17 protein-coding genes are annotated in these 17,915 nt (G+C 41.7%); 6 read left to right on the forward strand and 11 right to left on the reverse strand.

The genetic code is table 11. The annotated features are described in order from the left end of the window. Positions 1-19 precede the first annotated feature (19 nt). Genes MK127_04030 through MK127_04040 form a run of 3 tightly spaced genes read left to right on the forward strand, consistent with a single transcriptional unit; the run spans position 20 to position 2,680 of the window. Positions 20-349, forward strand: a complete 330-nt coding sequence (locus tag MK127_04030; protein MCH2531964.1) for a hypothetical protein — start codon at positions 20-22, stop codon at positions 347-349. A 33-nt stretch (positions 350-382) separates the two neighbouring features. Then, on the forward strand, positions 383-1,555 hold the full coding sequence (locus tag MK127_04035; GenBank protein ID MCH2531965.1) for a hypothetical protein: 1,173 nt from the start codon (positions 383-385) through the stop codon (positions 1,553-1,555). A 48-nt stretch (positions 1,556-1,603) separates the two neighbouring features. Then, entirely contained in the window at positions 1,604-2,680 is a 1,077-nt protein-coding gene (locus MK127_04040) for an ABC transporter ATP-binding protein (GenBank protein ID MCH2531966.1), read from the forward strand. Here the strand turns inward: MK127_04040 and MK127_04045 are convergent, their stop codons facing one another. Continuing rightward, entirely contained in the window at positions 2,681-3,295 is a 615-nt protein-coding gene (locus MK127_04045) for an HAD family hydrolase (protein MCH2531967.1), read from the reverse strand. A 407-nt stretch (positions 3,296-3,702) separates the two neighbouring features. Between MK127_04045 and MK127_04050 the strand changes: the two genes are divergently transcribed. Beyond that, positions 3,703-4,923, forward strand: coding sequence for an MFS transporter (locus tag MK127_04050; GenBank protein ID MCH2531968.1), 1,221 nt, complete (start codon positions 3,703-3,705; stop codon positions 4,921-4,923). Here MK127_04050 and MK127_04055 read toward each other — a convergent pair. After that, positions 4,904-5,101, reverse strand: a complete 198-nt coding sequence (locus MK127_04055; GenBank protein ID MCH2531969.1) for a DUF951 domain-containing protein — start codon at positions 5,099-5,101, stop codon at positions 4,904-4,906. The two genes, MK127_04050 and MK127_04055, sit on opposite strands and share 20 nt — an antisense overlap. After that, the gene (gene pyrF / locus MK127_04060) at positions 5,098-5,928 is read right to left on the reverse strand and encodes an orotidine-5'-phosphate decarboxylase (GenBank protein MCH2531970.1); all 831 of its coding nucleotides are present in this window, start codon (positions 5,926-5,928) and stop codon (positions 5,098-5,100) included. Before pyrF ends, MK127_04055 begins: the two co-directional genes overlap by 4 nt. 57 nt (positions 5,929-5,985) lie before the next feature. Here pyrF and MK127_04065 point away from each other — a divergent pair, with 57 nt between their 5' ends. Both MK127_04065 and MK127_04070 read left to right on the forward strand, forming a co-directional pair. Then, entirely contained in the window at positions 5,986-6,681 is a 696-nt protein-coding gene (locus MK127_04065) for a hypothetical protein (GenBank protein ID MCH2531971.1), read from the forward strand. After that, positions 6,674-7,531, forward strand: coding sequence for a methylenetetrahydrofolate reductase (locus MK127_04070; GenBank protein ID MCH2531972.1), 858 nt, complete (start codon positions 6,674-6,676; stop codon positions 7,529-7,531). Before MK127_04065 ends, MK127_04070 begins: the two co-directional genes overlap by 8 nt. A gap of 58 nt (positions 7,532-7,589) precedes the next feature. Here the strand turns inward: MK127_04070 and MK127_04075 are convergent, their stop codons facing one another. The 8 genes from MK127_04075 to MK127_04110 all read right to left on the reverse strand — a co-directional run bounded on the left by MK127_04075 (position 7,590) and on the right by MK127_04110 (position 17,897). Further along, the gene (locus MK127_04075) at positions 7,590-8,744 is read right to left on the reverse strand and encodes a cupin domain-containing protein (GenBank protein ID MCH2531973.1); all 1,155 of its coding nucleotides are present in this window, start codon (positions 8,742-8,744) and stop codon (positions 7,590-7,592) included. Between the two features lie 98 nt (positions 8,745-8,842). Continuing rightward, positions 8,843-10,018 (reverse strand): hypoxanthine phosphoribosyltransferase, encoded by a 1,176-nt coding sequence (gene hpt, locus MK127_04080; protein ID MCH2531974.1) that lies wholly within the window; start codon positions 10,016-10,018, stop codon positions 8,843-8,845. A 49-nt stretch (positions 10,019-10,067) separates the two neighbouring features. Next, positions 10,068-13,385: a carbamoyl-phosphate synthase large subunit gene (gene carB / locus MK127_04085; protein ID MCH2531975.1), complete on the reverse strand. Its 3,318-nt coding sequence runs from the start codon at positions 13,383-13,385 to the stop codon at positions 10,068-10,070. Beyond that, positions 13,382-14,452, reverse strand: coding sequence for a glutamine-hydrolyzing carbamoyl-phosphate synthase small subunit (gene carA / locus MK127_04090; protein MCH2531976.1), 1,071 nt, complete (start codon positions 14,450-14,452; stop codon positions 13,382-13,384). Before carA ends, carB begins: the two co-directional genes overlap by 4 nt. Beyond that, a complete protein-coding gene (locus tag MK127_04095; protein MCH2531977.1) occupies positions 14,445-15,791 on the reverse strand; it encodes a dihydroorotase in 1,347 nt (448 codons plus the stop codon). Before MK127_04095 ends, carA begins: the two co-directional genes overlap by 8 nt. After that, positions 15,788-16,789: an aspartate carbamoyltransferase catalytic subunit gene (locus tag MK127_04100; protein MCH2531978.1), complete on the reverse strand. Its 1,002-nt coding sequence runs from the start codon at positions 16,787-16,789 to the stop codon at positions 15,788-15,790. Before MK127_04100 ends, MK127_04095 begins: the two co-directional genes overlap by 4 nt. Then, on the reverse strand, positions 16,786-17,322 hold the full coding sequence (gene pyrR, locus MK127_04105; protein MCH2531979.1) for a bifunctional pyr operon transcriptional regulator/uracil phosphoribosyltransferase PyrR: 537 nt from the start codon (positions 17,320-17,322) through the stop codon (positions 16,786-16,788). The genes MK127_04100 and pyrR overlap by 4 nt, the downstream gene beginning before the upstream one ends. A gap of 158 nt (positions 17,323-17,480) precedes the next feature. After that, on the reverse strand, positions 17,481-17,897 hold the full coding sequence (locus MK127_04110; GenBank protein ID MCH2531980.1) for a hypothetical protein: 417 nt from the start codon (positions 17,895-17,897) through the stop codon (positions 17,481-17,483). Positions 17,898-17,915 lie beyond the last annotated feature (18 nt).

Raw genomic sequence — 17,915 nt, forward strand, 5'->3', positions numbered from 1 at the left:
AAATGAGTACTTAGCAATTATGACATTTGCAATAACAACGTTACTTATTCTAATTTCAATTACCATTGTGGGTTATCCAATATGGGCAAACAGGAATCAGTCACAAAAAATTGTTGACCCTATAGAAGAGATTGAGGAAATATCCCGTCGTTCTCGCGAACGTGTCTATGAAGAAATTAGAATCCTCCAGCAAGAGTATTTCCTCAAGAATATAACTCCTGAAGAATACTCCACACAGCTTAATGTAGCTCGTGAAAAAGCCGCCGCATTACTGGTCAATCAGCAAGAGGCCACGCAAATATTGGATTCTATCTATTCTGAAGTAAGTCAAAAATTCGCAAATGAATAGGTCAAACACAATTTGATGCTCAAAATTTTATCCTTGCTTTTTATACTTTTTCTGATAGCTCCAACTATTCCAGCCATTTATGCAGCAGACAGTGCTACAAAAATTACTGGAACAATCTTACCTAGTAACCCGGACACCTCTGGACCAAAAGATATTTTGGTAACCTTAAACGTTCTTGAAGGAGTAAGTTCTGTTCGAGAGACATCAGTAAATACGAATGCTCAAGGTGCTTTTGAGTTCGAAATTAATCCAATCCCTAACAGAATTTATTTTATTAGTACCCAATATAAGGGAGCGACTTACTCATCTAGACGTAACTATAACGATTTTCAAAAGCCTATAGAAATTACTGTTTTTGATTCCACAAAAGACATATCAGTTCTTGAAGTTCAAAATCACTCAATTATTGTAACCGGAGCGGTGCCTGAGGAAGGATTTATAGAAATTCTGGAACGAGTGAGTATTGTTAATTCCAGTAATCAGACATTTATAGCTGACCAAGCAGACGGTACTCCCAGCATGCCCAATTTCTTGCGCTTTGCTCTCCCAAAAGGTGCCTACAATTTAGACGTTCGTTCTAATTTAATAGGAGGCCAAGTCCTGGAAGTCGATCGTGGGTTTGCCTTAACAACTCCAATCACTCCAACCGTTGAATCGCCACACCAGATTGAATTTGTTTACAGAGTGAATTACTCCGAACAAAATATCTCCCTGTCTAGAATTCTACGTTTTGGTGCTAAATCCTTTCGCCTAGTTGTTCCTACTAATGTTGGAACTCCACGCGCTTCACAGCTAAAAGATCTTGGTGCTACAGAATTAAATGGGAAATTACTTCGATTACTAGAGGCTACAGACATCGAGCCTGCAACTGAGTTGGAAATTAATTTGTCCGATCTAAAACTACCGTCATTGATCACCAAAATCAGTAACTCTTTAAACAGCTGGTACACACTGCTTATTGTTCCTGTAATTCTCGCTCTTTGTCTCATTTACTTGCTTGTTTATCTTATTTCTCGAAATAGAAAACCCTATAGCATTGAGTCCGACATTTCGATAGACAAGCAGTTAAGCGATTTGAGCCACGCATTTGAGGCGGGCATCATTAGCAAGGGTAAATATCAAGCCAGAAGAAAACGAATACAAACGCAATACACTCTGAAAAAAATCCAAGAGCAGATGGATCGCCTGCAAGACAACGCACCTTAACTTTAGGTATCCATTGCATTTTACTTGGTTCGCCCTTATCTTTATTGTATGTTCGGCAAGACTAATACAACTACGGGCTCATCAAAATCTAATAGCCCATCAACACTGACAATCGAGAATCTATGTAAATCGTTTGATGGAACAAACGTGGTTAACAACGTCAGTTTTGAAATTCCTGATGGGCATATATTCACCCTATTAGGTCCAAGCGGAGGTGGGAAAACGACTACTCTTCGGATGATTGCAGGTTTTGAGAAACCTGACTCCGGAACCATTTCAATCGGAGGTAAAATTGCCTCAAATGAATCTATTTTCCTGTCACCTGAAAATCGTAAAGTAGGTATGGTTTTCCAAGATTACGCGCTCTTCCCTCATTTGAATGTGTATAAAAATGTATCCTTCGGAGTGCAATCAAATACTCAAAATTTTTCTGGCATTGACTCCATATTAGAAACAATTGGGATCGCGAGTCTTAAACATCGTATGCCTCATCAATTATCGGGAGGACAACAGCAACGTGTGGCCCTCGCACGCGCGCTTGCCCCTAACCCAAGTATCATTGCTCTAGATGAACCTTTTTCAAATCTAGATACTGAGCTTAGGCAACACGTACGTAATGAAATTCGACAAATCCTCAAAAACGCAAACGTTACTACAATTTTTGTCACCCATGATCAGGATGAGGCTTTCGCGATGTCAGATACTGTGGGAATAATGCTAGAGAACAACTTAGTTCAAACTGGTACTCCACATGAAATATATACCGCACCTGAATCTATCGAAGTAGCAAGGTTCCTAGGAGACATTAATGTCCTTGAAGGCACTGCAAATAGTTCAATTGGGGAGTGCGAATTGGGGAAAGTATTGCTATCTGAAACTTTTGGCGACCATCAGAAAGTAAACATTGTCATAAGGCCAGAATCAATCCGACTCAACAATGACTCCAATGAATCAGTTATGGCAAGGATTATTTCTGTTGAATTTAGAGGCACTTATAAAACAGTCGAGCTTGCTCTGCCTTCGGGGCAACTTCTTACTTCCATAATGGGTATTCATATCGATGCTACAGTTGGCGCTGAAGTACCAGTTAGCGTTAATAGTACGGTTTCAGCCTTTCCTATCTAGCTAAGATGAAGGACCAGCACCTTCTAGTATAGGCAAAACTTCAGATAGTTCCCTAATAGTAAAATTACCTGTTATCCCAAACCCTGCAAATAAGCATCCTGCAGCCATAGCTGCATCACGATCCTTGGATGAATCTCCAACAAATAAAACTTCCCAGGGAGGCACATTTAATAATTCGCAAGCTCTGAATATCATATCGGGGGCAGGTTTTGCACGGTATTCATCACCGGCTCCAACAAGAATGTTGGGGAGTAAGTTTTTTGTTTCTAAAATATCACGTGCAACTGCGGAATTTGCATTAGTAATTACCGCAGAGTGAATTCCCCGCATTTCCAAATTATCTAACAGTTCTTTCGCCCCTTTATTTTCTTGAAGGTTTTCAAAATAAACATTTGGGTTTGATTGCATGTATTTTCCGAAATGGTAATTCTTAATCTCTGGATAGTGCTCCTTTATTGCTTCTTCAATTGAAGTAGAAAAAAGCTCTTTAGCAACCTTGCTGTCAATATTTGGATAGCCAAAATTTCGGGCAACGCCATTAAGTAATGCCAAGTTAGCTTCAAAACTGTCGACCAGAACCCCATCTAGGTCAAAAAAAACTGCACTTAATTCCATTCTATAATCATACTAGGAATATCCTGCATACGTACTTTGATTAAATTTTGAATGAACGCATCAATAGTATTAGCTGCAACATACTTCGATAATTAACTTATACATAACCAGTGAAATCAAGTATATGAGCTTTAGTGGGACAAGCCTAACAGTTCGAATGTCCTTGTCTGCTTTACCCGAAGCATATAACCTCCGGCTATCGAAATTTATAAGTAGTTACGTCCACACATAAAGAAACGGGAGATCACCATGGTAAACAAGTCTGACTTAACTTCATTACAAGTTGAGATTAAACAGCTCCGAATGGAGATTGAATCTTTAAAATCTATTGTCAAAACATTACAAGAATCAAAAGGCTCTGACAAAAAATAATTGCAATACAGAGCAATACGCATGGGATTTAACAAATGAGCGGAATTACAAAAGCAAGGATGGCCGAATCCGGATTATATGCGCATACAACTGCATACAGTCTAGTATTAGGTGCCATTATTGTTCTTGTCCCACTCTACATTCTCTCACTAGGCTACAGCCCTGCTGGCTTGGGACTGATAATTGCAGGTCAAGGAGTATTTCAAGTAGGGCTACGTCTCTTTGGGGGAATACTTTCTGATAGGTTAGGCGAACGATGGGTCATGCAATGCGCTCTGGCTGCAATGGCATGTGGCTCATTTGCATTGGCTTTCTCAGAGTCCGTTTTCTGGATGATCATCGCGCAAGCATTATTTGGAGGTTCACGATCAATCTATTGGGTGGCGGCGCAATCCTATGGCACCCGTATTGATGAAGACAGGCCAGCAGCAATCATGGGCCGCTTCTTTGGTTTCGGATCAGCTGGCTCGATAATTGGAAATGGGGGAGCTGCAGTAGTAGCCGCTACTTTTGGTTTTGAGACAGGGTTCATACTAGTGGCAATTATCTCTATTGCATCTATGATCGTGGTTGCTATTACGCCTAAAATTCCTAATCCATCCCAACGGACTTTAAAGGAAATCCTATCGCCAGTACCAAAAGTGTTCCTGAAAAAAGCAATTGTACTGCCAGCCATACTGGCTTTTGGCACGTCACTTCAGATGGGCGTAATGGGCTCTATAGGAGCTGCCCTTTTCGAAGAATTTGGTTTCCTTGATAAGGACGCAGCTATAACTTTTGGAATGATTGCGATGGACAAATATGGTTTCTTAATGTCTACACATGCAATTGGATCTGTAATTGCAGGCTTTACGTTCGCTAAATTCATTACAAAAGCTGGCCAGCAAATTACCTATGCACTGACAATGGGAGGGAATGGTGTATTGTTGCTTTCCATTGTTTTCATAGGAGATATATTTCTAATTGCAACATTAATGATGTTCACTCTGGGATTGGCATTTAATTCAGGCCGCGTATTCAACTCAAGCCTTACTGCAATGGCAAGTTTGCCAGAACAAAGAGGGGTATTCATGGCAGTTGTTGGAATATATTGGGCATTAGGTGTATTTATTGGACCATTCGTATTTGGACCACTTGCAGAATTAACCAGCCTTTCTATTTCCATCTCAGTTGTTGGGATACTCATGTTAATTGCGGCCGTTATGACCCCTGTTTTGTTTCGAATAACAATTCCAACTAAGAATTCAGTTGACTAGAGGGCTCAAGAATTTCCCGTGCGTTTCGGCTTAATCTTTGACGCGTCGTCACTATATAGTGGCCACAATTAAGGCAGCGCATTCCTATATCTACCCCTAATCTCTCTACTCGCCACTCATAACTACCACATGGATGAGGCTTTCTAAGTATTACACGCGAGCCAAACTGGAAATTCATTCCCATTTATGGCCCATTTCTAGTAATTCATAGTTGATAGCATTTCTCAAAGATAAAGCTTCGTTCCTAGCTGCATTGGCAAAATCTATTTCGTTTGAAGCAAAAATTATACTTCTTGAGGCATTAATTATGGCTCTTCTGCCGTTGGAATCTACACCATAATTAACAGAGCTCTTCAAATCACCACCCTGAGCGCCGATCCCCGGAATCAATATAGGTAAAGTGTCGCATATCCCGCGAATTTCTTTTAGCTCTGCTGGGTTAGTCGCTCCGACAACTAACCCCAAATTATCTGATGTATTCCAACTGTTAGCTTTATGCGCAATATGCTCATAAAGAGGGCGAGTGGTTAAGTCGGCATCAGTTACGGATAATTCTTGGAAATCTGCTCCACCAGGGTTTGATGTTCTAATCAAAATGAAAATCCCTTTATCCGAATAATCAATAAACGGTTGAATCGAATCTAATCCCATATAAGGGCTGACAGTAACTGCATCAGCGCCCCATACTTCAAACGCTGCTTTTGCGTAAGCAACTGATGTATTGCCAAGATCTCCTCTTTTAACGTCAAGAATGACCGGTATACCGCTAGGAATAGCATTTAACGTTTTCTCTAACGCCCTAAGACCCTGAAGGCCTTCAGCTTCAAAAAATGCAAATTGTGGCTTATACGCACAAACTAAGTCGGAAGTTGCCTGAATAATTTCTTTGTTAAATTCTGCGATATCCTTGATAGGCATTGAAGGTAGCCACGGATCAAGACCTACGCATAGTAAACTTTTATTCAGGCGTGATATTCCTTCAAGCCGATTGATAAACTTATCCATATATTGAGTCTATCAGCATAGACAATGTGAGTGTCTAGGTAAGGGATTACTAAATTAATGAGCAATTTAATCGATTTCCCCAAAAAGCTTATGCTGATTTTCGAATTATTACATGAGTACTATGGTGATCAGGATTGGTGGCCAAGTGAAAGTCAGTTTGAAACTATAGTTGGTGCTATTTTGACGCAAAACACTGCATGGAAAAATGCGGAATATGCGATCCTGAATTTAAAGGAAGCTAATTTAATGGCTCCAAGTGCGATCCGTTCTGTTGATATTTCAGTCTTAGCGGAAACCATCCGACCGAGCGGGTATTTCAATTCGAAAGCAATAAAGCTAAAAGCTATATGTGCTTTCTTAGAATTTTATAACGATGACCCTTCACAATGGGAATCCATGAATCTTAGGGAACTTAGAAGCCAATTGCTTGGTGTATATGGAATTGGTCCTGAGACAGCAGATGACATTGTTCTCTATGTAGCAAATATGCCATCATTTGTAATCGATTCCTACACACAAAGGATCATTAGTAGAGTAATACCAAATCTTGAGGTGAGTAAGTATGACGAATTCAAAGCTCTCTTTGAGAATCATCTACCGCGCGATGCTAAATTATTCAATGAGTACCATGCTTTATTAGATACACATGCAAAAGAACTTTGCCATAAGAAAATTCCTTCTTGCAATAAATGTCCTCTAATGAAACATTGCGGAAGTTTTCTAAACCATTCCACAGGAAAGTTTGATGCATAATCTGGTTGAATCCTACACAAGTGCTGATACTCCTTTAGTTATTTGTGACTACTCGCCTCCGAGATCCCCTCGTCAGCTAAATGTCGAATCTATTGAAAAGCTCCCTATTGATTATTTCTCTGTTGCCTATAACCCAGGAAGATCGCCAAGGGTTGATTCGATAACAGTGGCACGTTCATTACAGGAAAAAACAGGGAAGCCTGCTATTTTCACAATTGCCACGCGCGATATGAACAAAATTGCTATACAGTCTCAGCTTTTAGGTGCATACATGGCAGGGTTAAGTCATGTGTTATTACTTGGTGGAGACTCTCTTTCTCAGGAAGAGTTAGCATTAGGTGCAACTGAAGTAAGGAACTATAAACCAACTGAACTGATCGCAAGCACAGCCGAATTGTCTGCAGGTTGGGATTATCGAGGAAAACCGATTCAGCCTCCTCCTACTTTTTGTATTGGTGCAGCTCTTGATACCACAAGGGATCTGACTAAAGAAGTCCTCCTTGCTGAGAAAAAAATAGAAGCTGGAGCAAATTTCTTTATTTCCCAGCCTATTTATGAAATCACCGAGTATCAAAATTTTTTGACAGCCTATAGAAAAATCACCGGTAAAGAACTAAGTGTTCCAGTTTTTTGGGGGCTACAAATGCTAACTTCGGATGGTCCAATTTTTGGCAACCCTCCAAAAGCATTTCTTCGCGATTTAGAGGAAGGAATATCCTCAGAAGTGATCGCTAAAAAACAGTTCGCCGAAATGAAAACTGCTGGCATAAAAGGGGTTTATCTAATTCCCCCTATTTCAGCAAATGGGAGACGATCCTACAGTTCCATTACCCTGTTATTAGATAATTAAGCGATCAAAAAGGGGCAGACAAAAATGTCTGCCCCTTTTTTTGATCCATATACGTACTCTATGTGGCTCTAGCGTCAGTTACACCTTCCACCCCAGTACAATAAGGGATGAAAGCTTTCATGTTGCATTGTGCCCCGCTCTTAGCAAGCTCTGCTTCGAAGATTTCATGAATCTCACGATCTTCATCTTCGTATTCAACCTGAATTCCCCCCTCCTTTAAGCTAACATCTGCTGTTGCTTTTTGGTTAGGAGCTAAGAAACCTCCATTCCCTCCTCTAAGGGCCATGTAACGTGCTCTCGTAGTTCCAGAGTTAAAGTGCTGGTGATATGTTCCGTCTCCGGGAATAATTACAACAGTACCTACCTGCCAATCGCATTTAATCATGTCCGACCTGTCAGGCTTAGTCCACAACAATGAAAACCCAGAATCCCCACTAAGCAAAAACAAATGTGCACCAGGTCCGTGTCGGTGTGCCTTTTTATAAGTACCAATCGGGAATTCAGATATGTGATTGCCCATATCGTTCTTACCCATTTCTAACATGGCGTTAATTCCACCTGCGCCTCGGTCCTTCCAGCCATATAAGGCCATATCAGGGGCGTTAGGAACGAAGTTGGTTTCCCATATTCGCTTGTTATACAAAGTTCCACTACCTGAGAAAAATGATTCATCATTGGAATAACGAGAATGAAACATGAAGTCATTTTCAAAAATAAATGAATCATCCCTAAAGAAACGCATCATGTGAGGAGCATTGGTAGTCGCCATATAGCGAACTTTTTCATCACCAGAGCCGTTGAAATGCTGATACCAAGCATTTAATGGGATTGTAAACAACGAGCCTGTTTTCCATTCAAAAGTTTGCTTATTGTCGTTATCAAGCCAAACAGTTGTGGCTCCTCTACCGGAAACGATATAAAAATTTATCTCGTACATGTGATGTTCTGGCTCTGATTTTCCACCAGGCCTAATATCAACTACATGTAAGTCGTTGGGGAGATGGACATTGTCAATATGAACAACTGCGCCTTCGCCTCCTTTTCGTTCCCATGGGCCTACCTCAACTTCATGCCAATTGGGGATATAGAAGCTCTTGTGGACCATCACTTTTTCGCGTTCCAACCAGTCTTCGTACGCATCAGGTTTACGAAAATCCGTCAACCCATCCGTTGGGGTTTCGGCGATTTTCATATCAGTGCCTTGCATGACCATAGTCAAATTCCTCCGCTGCGCCTGTAAATTTCATCCAACTAATGTCAGATAGCGTGAGGGTATCTCAAGTAAGCAAAAGGTTCAAATGTAAATGTAAATTATCTTTGAGGAACTGCCTTCGGTTCTGTACGATTCAAGATGGCTAGGTGGGGTAAATTCCTGAATTTACCCATGTAATCTAAGCCGTATCCGACTAAAAATTCATCAGGGATTTCAAAACCCACGTATCCGATTGGAATCCCTGCCATTCTGCGAACAGGCTTATCAAGAAGCGTACAAATCTTAATACTTGCAGGCTCTTTAGCCTGCAAATGCTCTACCAAATATCGAAGTGTTAAACCTGTATCAACTATGTCTTCTACAATAATCACGTGCTTGCCCTTAAGCTCAGTCAATGAGTCCCTCAGCACTTCTATGCCACCGTCTGTTTCTTCGCCATAGTGAGTTATTTCCATAAATTCAATTTGCAAATCCAAATCAATAGACCGCATGAGATCAGCCATGAAAACTACAACGCCTCGCAATACTCCTATGAGAACAGGCTCCTCACCTTCATAATCCTTAGTGATTTCTTTAGCTAATTCCTCAACTCTAGTTTGAACAACTTCTTCACTGAACAGGATTTTTCCTGTCCCCTCAATCGGAGCATCTGCAAGGGGGCCAAATCCATATTTACCCATCAGCCTCATAAGATCCCTGCGGTAGAGCAATTGCACGTTCACTTCAGGATATAGCTCACGCACAGTTCGTAATTTTCGATTCTTAAGGGTAACTAAATTTTGCTTCATCGTAGTGAGTTCAAAATACTGATCATATTCAGGCAAATAGAAATCAGGTGTGAACATTTGAACTACTCGATTGCCGTCCCATTTCAATGGAAAGGATCTTGGTTCATATAAATAATTAATTTTGTAATAATCGAGTAAATCGGCAAACTCTTGCTCACTTGGATGCATAAAGGCTTTGGCTTTACCCTCAGGAGCAGATGGTTGGCTAGCATTCAATGGGGGAGTTGAAACATATTCTTGATTAGTATCCAGAGGACTTACTTCTTGCTCAGGGTCGCTTTTTTCACTTGTACTTCTGCGTATTGGCTTGCGTCGGTACGTTCTCTTAGGTCGTGGAGCAACTGCCTGTTCAAGGGGTTCAGGGTTAGAAGATTCTGTCAAACTCCCTGCCTTGCTATCAGTTTTTGGCGAGCGCCTAGAAACAACGCCTCTTCGGTTAGGTTGGGGAGTATCTTCTAAAGGTTCAGGCCCGGATTTTTCAATCATATTATGTGATAACTGCACTGCTAATTAACGCGGGCATTGTACAAATAAATCATTCAGCAATGTTTATTTTACCTTGCACATATTCAACAATTGACGCTACGTTGTAATCATTACCCCTATCTACTAAAGCTTCTATTGCAGCTCGAGCAGTATCCATAGATGTATAACAAGGAATTCTTCTTTCTGTTGCAGATCGTCTTATTTCAAATCCATCTTTCAATGACTGTGCTACTTGTTCAACGGTGTTAATAACAGCGTTCACAGTACCATCTGCAACCACTGAATATGCATTGGGATACGGCTCGCCAACTTTGTTGACTTCTATGGCATCTATACCAATAGTTCGCATTAATGACGCAGTCCCTTTAGTTGCATAAAGCTGGTAATCTAAAGAAGCGATTGATTTAAGCCAAGGCACTGCTTCTGCTTTGTCTTTATCGGCAATAGTAACCAATAAGGACCCAGATGTTGGAAGCATTAATCCTGAAGCTACAAGAGCTTTAGCGATTGCAAATCTAGGCTCTATGTCTACACCCATTACCTCTCCAGTTGATTTCATTTCTGGACCTAAATAGGTATCTACTCCTGTTAATTTTGACATCGAAAATACTGGAGCTTTTACACTGGACAAAGGAGGGATAGGGTACAACCCTCCCTCATATCCTTGCTGCCGTAATGTCTGCCCAATCATTACATTAGTCGCTATTTGAACCATTGGGATATCAGTGACTTTAGAAATGAAAGGTATTGTTCTGCTAGAACGTGGATTTACTTCGATAACATACACTGAGGAAAGACCAGAATCAGCTGAAAGAGTAATGCCGTAAGGTCGACTTTCATTCATTATTACGTACTGGATATTCATCAGCCCTTTGACTCCTAGGGCCAAGCCTATCCGTGTACTGTAATCGACAATAATGTCCTTCTCGTACTCAGATAAATTATTAGAAGGGAAAAGGGCCATTGAATCACCCGAATGAACACCAGCCCGTTCAATATGCTCCATTATGCCAGGGATAAGAACCTTCTCACCGTCTACTACAGCATCAATTTCAACTTCCCTTCCCTGGAAATATTTGTCTATCAGAATTGGTCTGTTCGGCGCAGCTTCAAAAGCCTTAGCTAAGTACCTTTTAAATTCCACTTCATTATCAACAATTTCCATTGCGCGACCCCCAAGTACATAACTAGGGCGCACTACCAGAGGGAAATCTATTTCTTGGGCAATTTTTAGACCTTCATCCAGTGATAAAGCAGTAGCTCCTGGAGGTTGGGGAATACCCAAATTTTTCATAAGTTCCCCAAATCTCTCCCTATCAGAGGCAATATCTATAGCATCGGCAGATGAACCCAGAATAGGCAAGCCAGCCTCTCCCAACGCCTGACTTAGATTAATTGCAGTTTGTCCTCCAAATTGCACAACCGAGGGAGGATATTTAGATCCTATACGCTCATTGTCTACAATATCGCGAACGCTTTCTTCATCTAAAGGCTCAAAATAAAGTCGATCACTAGTATCAAAGTCAGTTGAAACTGTCTCAGGGTTTGAATTGACCAAAATAGAACTCACACCAGAGGAACCCAAAGCCCATGCTGCGTGCACTGAACAATAATCGAATTCGATTCCTTGTCCAATACGAATAGGACCACTTCCAATTACCAGCGCTTTTTCACCTTCCAAAGGAGTAGCTTCGTTTTCCTGTTCGTAAGTACTATAAAAATAAGTAGTCACTGCTTCAAATTCAGCAGCGCAGGTATCAACCATTTTGTAGACCGGTTTAATATTTTCCTTTATCCGTAACTGTCGAATTTCTTCAGTTGATAGACCTACTAGAGCGGCTATGGTTTCATCCGGAACTCCGATTGATTTAGCCTCTTGAAGAAGACTATGATCCAATTTTTCCTCAGTCAGTCTCCGGTACATATGCGCTATGCGTTGCATCCCATGTAGAAACCATGGATCAATATGTGTGATCTTTGCCAGCTCGCTGACATCTGCCTCTTTGCGAAGAGCGGCAAATACAGCCCAAAGCCGAAGATCAGTCGGGTCAAGAGGGAGGTTTTCAACTTTTGCGTTCTGCCAAGCAGGATCTTCCCAGAGTAAGGATTGGCCACCAAGTTCCAATGATCGAACAGCCTTGTGCAGTGCGGCCTCAAAGCTTCGGTCAATTGCCATCACTTCACCAGTGGCCTTCATTTGAGTGCTTATTGCTCGATCACCCGTAGCAAATTTGTCAAATGGCCAACGAGGAATCTTAATAACGCAGTAGTCCAAAGCTGGTTCAAAAGCCGCTGCAGTACGTTGCGTGACTGCATTCGGTATGTCCATAAGCCTTAATCCAACTGCAATTTTTGCGGCAACTCGTGCAATTGGATAGCCTGTTGCCTTAGATGCTAATGCTGATGATCTACTGACCCGAGGGTTAACTTCTATTACAAAATATTCTAGAGGGTTTGGATTATCACCTGGCAAAGAATCGCCAATAATCGGATTGGGTGCTAGCCCAAATTGAATATTACAGCCGCCTTCAATACCTAGCGCCCTAATAATTCTAATGCTCGCGGAACGAAGCATTTGATACTCAATGTCTGAAAGAGTCTGGCTTGGTGCAATAACTATGCTATCCCCAGTATGGACACCCATCGCATCAAAATTTTCCATATTGCATATGGTTATGCATGTATCGGAAGAATCTCGCATAACTTCATATTCAACCTCACGCCATCCTCTCATCGATCTTTCTACTAAGATCTGATTAATCGGACTAGCAGCTAGCCCACTTTCAACAACAGTACGTAGTTCTTCAAACGTTGTAGCAAAGCCTCCGCCAGTACCGCCTAGCGTGTAAGCAGGGCGCACGACTAGTGGTAGACCCAAGTCATAACCGACCTGCATAGCCTCTTCAATAGAGTTAGCAATTTCGCTTGGGGCAATAGGTTCTCCAAGATCATTTAATAAATTTCTAAATAGCTCTCTATCTTCGGCCGTTTTAATGGTATTAATCGACGTTCCTAATAATCTGACTCCATACTGATCAAGAATGCCTGCTTCATCAAGCGAGACTGCAAGATTAAGTCCAGTTTGTCCTCCAAGAGTCGGCAGAAGACCATCAGGCTTCTCTCTTTGAATTACCCTCTCTATTACCTCTACTGTTAGAGGTTCAATGTATACAGCATCTGCAATCTCTTTATCCGTCATAATAGTGGCCGGATTAGAATTAACTAAGACGACAGAAATTCCTTCTTCTCTAAGTGCCTTGCATGCCTGTGTACCTGCGTAGTCGAATTCAGCAGCTTGGCCAATTACTATCGGACCGCTTCCGATAACAAGCACTTTTCTTATATCTCTATTTGCCGTTTGCGTCATTTCTGCACCAACTCAATGAACTGATCAAATATATATGCGTTATCCAACGGACCCGGTGCAGCTTCTGAGTGGTACTGGATCGAAACGATTGGCAGCTCTTCGTGCCTTATACCTTCAATGGTTCCATCATTTAGATTTTTATGCGTAACAATTAGACCTGCAGGCAAATCAGTTTCATCAACTGCATACCCATGATTTTGTGCAGTTATATAAACTTTGCCCGAATTAAGATCTTGGACGGGATGGTTACCACCTCTATGTCCAAATTTCAATTTATAGGTGCTTGCACCAAGAGCGCGTGCAATTATTTGATGACCTAGGCATATCCCGAGGGTTGGAATTTTTCGGACTATAGAACTAGCGGTTGCAACTGTTCCCTGGTTATGCACAGGGTCACCTGGTCCTGGCGAAAAAACCACGCCATCTGGATTAATATTGAGAATTTCATCAGAAGAAACATTTGAGGGGAATACGTGAATTTTGCAGTTACGTATAGCCAGGTTCCTTAGTATGTTGTACTTCACGCCGCAATCGACTAATGCAATTTTTAAGGCACCTTCATTGTTCCAGATATATTCGTTTGCCGTAGTAACTCTTTCAACAAAATTAACAGTATCGTAAGCGGGGCTGTTGGATAATTCTTCAAAAGCTTCTTGAGGGTTACCGGTAGTAACCATTCCCATCATTACGCCTTCCGAACGAATGCGTCGAGTAATAGCCCTCGTATCAACACCGGAAAGACCAGGAATACCGCGTTCTTTCAAATAGTCGGATAGCGTATTTTGTACATCAAAATGACTTGGTGTGGGTGAATGGCTTCTAATTACAAAAGATGCTACTTGAATTTTGGATGATTCCTCGTAACTCTGGTTCACTCCGTAATTCCCCTGCATTGGGTAAGTAGGAATAACAATCTGCCCAGCGTATGAAGGATCAGTCAGAATTTCTTGATACCCGGACATACTAGTATTAAATACTACTTCACCGTAAGCATTACCTTCTGATCCATATGAAATCCCTTGATATATCGACCCATCGCTTAAAACTAAGTAACCCTTTTTAGTCATTAGGCATATCTTCGTAAGCAATTTGGCCATTAGCTATTGTTAATTTCACTTTACCTCTTAATTCTGAAGACTCTAAAGGCGTATTTTTACCCTTAGAGTTAAATTTATTTGTATTAACAGTCCATTTTTCCTCAGTATCAATCAACACGATATCCGCAAAACTACCTGTCCCGAGATGTGATAGTCCGTTATATTTCGCGCCTAATACAGACGCAGGACCAACAGTAAGGCGATGAACCAAATCCGGTAGTTTAATGATATTCGCGTGAACAAGAGTCATTAATGAACCAAATGCTGTTTCTAAAACTGAAATCCCCACCGAAGCCTGATCAAAAGGAACTGCTTTGTCCCCAAAAGTATGAGGGGCATGATCAGTCGCAATCGCATCAATAGTCCCATCCTTCAATCCCTCTATGAGCTTCTCTCTGTCATGATGGGTGCGTAATGGAGGGCTGACTTTTGCTCTTGTGTCATATGCATTTGCAGTAATAATCTCAAGATTAGAATAGTCATCTTTCTCACCTAGGATCCAATCCTCAGTCATTGTCAAATGATGAGGAGTAACTTCAGCAGTTACATGTACGCCTCGAGACTTGGCGCTCCTGACTAGATCGACTCCACCAGAGGTACTAATGTGCGCAATATGAAGGTGTGAACCTGTATGTTCAGCAATTGCTATATCACGAGCTATGATCGATTCTTCTGCCGCAGACGGATAACCCTGTAATCCCAGTCGGTAAGAAACTTTGCCTTCGTGTATACCCAGCCCTTTAGTCATTGAATAGTCTTCACAATGATCCATGACCGGAAGTTTTAAATCGCTCGCATAACGTAAAGCCATTTCCATTAAATGCCCAGATTGAACAGGGCTTCCATCATCAGTGAAACCTACTACGCCTGCACTAGCTAGTTCTTCCATATCAGTTAACTCCACCCCGTTTCGGCCTTTAGAAACTGCTCCGAAACAAAACACTCGGATCGGACCAGCTTTACTTGCCTGCAGTGTGATGTAGTCAACTACATGCGCAGAATCTATTGCGGGGTTCGTGTTAGGCATTGCGCAAATTGTGGTAAATCCCCCAGCTGCAGCAGCTGATGTACCACTAGATATAGATTCCTTATCTTCAAAACCGGGCTCTCGAAGGTGAGTATGAATGTCTATAAACCCTGGGGTGACCACTAGACCCGAAGCGTCAATTACTTTCGCAAGCGTGGCATCAAACTCTTCCCCTGAGACAATTTTATCGCCATGGATAAAAATATCTCTTATTGAATCTTCTTCATTTAAAGGGTCGATAATACGACCGCCTTTAATCACCAATCGATCCGGTGTCTTCATTCCTGTAAATCTCCCATATTTCCCATTAAAAGTCCGTTTAAGAGTGCCATTCGAATGGCCACTCCATTGGTTACCTGCTCCTCTATTTGTGCTTTATCACTGTGTGCGAGTGAGGACGCGATCTCAATTCCTTCGTTGAGAGGGCCAGGGTGCATTAATAATGCGCCAGGATTAGCCCTTTGGTATCTCTCATCCGTGATCATCCATCTACGCGTATATTCACGCATACTTGGTAAAACTCCTGACTGCTGCCTTTCCTTCTGAATTCGGAGAGCCACAATCACATCCGCAGACTCTATAGCAACATCTAAATTAGGTTCTAACCTAACTTGGGACAGTGCTTTTCCAGACTGCGCAAGTACTTTATTAAATGGGGTCATTGTCGGAGGGCCAGAAAGTACTATTGAAGCGCCTAAAGCTCTCAGTCCTAGAATGTCAGATCTGACAACTCTGCTATAGAGAGAATCTCCTACAAAAACTACTTTCTTACCTTCCATATCACCTAAATGCATTCTCATTGTCATGAGATCTAGAAGTGCTTGGGTAGGATGAGCATGAGCACCATCTCCTGCATTTATAACCTTAATATGCTGGAGGTTACGGGCAAGAAAATACGGAGTTCCTGCTTCTGGGCTACGTATGACCATTAAATCTGCTCGCATTGACTGCAAAGTCTTCGCAGTGTTGAGTAATGATTCACCTTTCTCAACACTACTGCCCGAACCAGAAATGTTGATTACGTCGGCGCTGAGCATTTTGCCTGCTTGCTCAAACGAAACCCTAGTACGCGTGCTTGGCTCTAGGAATACCGTCAACACAACCTTTCCCCTCAATGCGGGAACTTTTTTAATATCACGATGCAGTATTTCACGCATGGATTGAGCCGAGTCAAGGATTTCTATAATTTCTTCCTTCGAGAAATCATCAAGATCCAAAACATGTCTCCGAGATTGAAGTGGGCGTACGCTCCGACTGTTAGATAAATCTCGTGAACTCATAATAGAGCAAGCTCCGGTTGGTTATCTTCAATCAAGACAACTTCTTCAGTACCATCATATTCATCGACCCTGACCTGGATTGTTTGGTTCTGAGTAGTAGGAATATTTTTCCCTACGTAATCAGCTCGAATTGGTAACTCTCGATGTCCTCTGTCTACCATGACTGCAAGCTGAATCAAGCTTGGCCGGCCTAAATCAATCAGAGCATTCAATGCTGCTCGAGATGTTCTGCCTGTGTAAAAAACGTCGTCGACTAAAATTGCTATCTTGTCGTCAATCTTTACTGGTAGTTTAGTTGGATGTATAAGCGGGAGGGGGCGTTGTGATAAATCATCTCTATAAAAATTGATGTCCAGGGATCCGACGGGAACTTTAAATCCTTCGAAGGACTCAATTGCTTGAGACAACCTGTTTGCAAGTGGTACACCGCGACGCTGTAAGCCAACGAGCAGAATATCTGAAGAGTTTTGATTTCGTTCAACGATCTCATGTGCAATACGCATGAGAGTTCTACTCATGTCGTAACTCGACATTATTTGAGTTTCGTTGCTCAAAAAAAACCTCTTACCCGAACGGCAAGAGGTGACATATAAAAAAGACTATTTTTCAAAATCTCACCTTGCCAGCCTCACAGGACTGATTTAAAGGTATGTCAATTATGCAACTTACTACCGGATACTGCAAGTAGTATTTACGAAAAAATTCTCCGAGCTACAGTACTAGTTGCAATCGATGCAACTAATGTTGCGGTGATCCAGGTAACAGCAGCAGGAGCGTTGGTAGTCAAACTTGCAAACATCCCAATCACCCCAGTACTCCCTACTGCTAATTCAAAAGGAGCATCTAGAATCCAATGCCCAATTAAATTTTTTCTCGGGTCTACTCGATCATAATGACCAAAATATCGTCCGTGATATTCACGAATGTGTAGACCTTCTGGGCCACGCCATTGCCTAGAAGCACCAAACGCCCAACCAATTTTAGTACGCTCACAATCTATAGGAATTTCGGATAGCTCAAAGTCAACACCAAATGGGTAAGGTGGAAGAAGATCAGAACGATCGTAATTCAAGTCGCCGTAATATTCCGAAACATCAGACTGGGTCATGGTTCCTTTTCTTCAATC

It is taken from the genome of Dehalococcoidia bacterium (assembly GCA_022449765.1).
Taxonomy (GTDB): Bacteria; Chloroflexota; Dehalococcoidia; order Lucifugimonadales; family Australimonadaceae; genus UBA2963.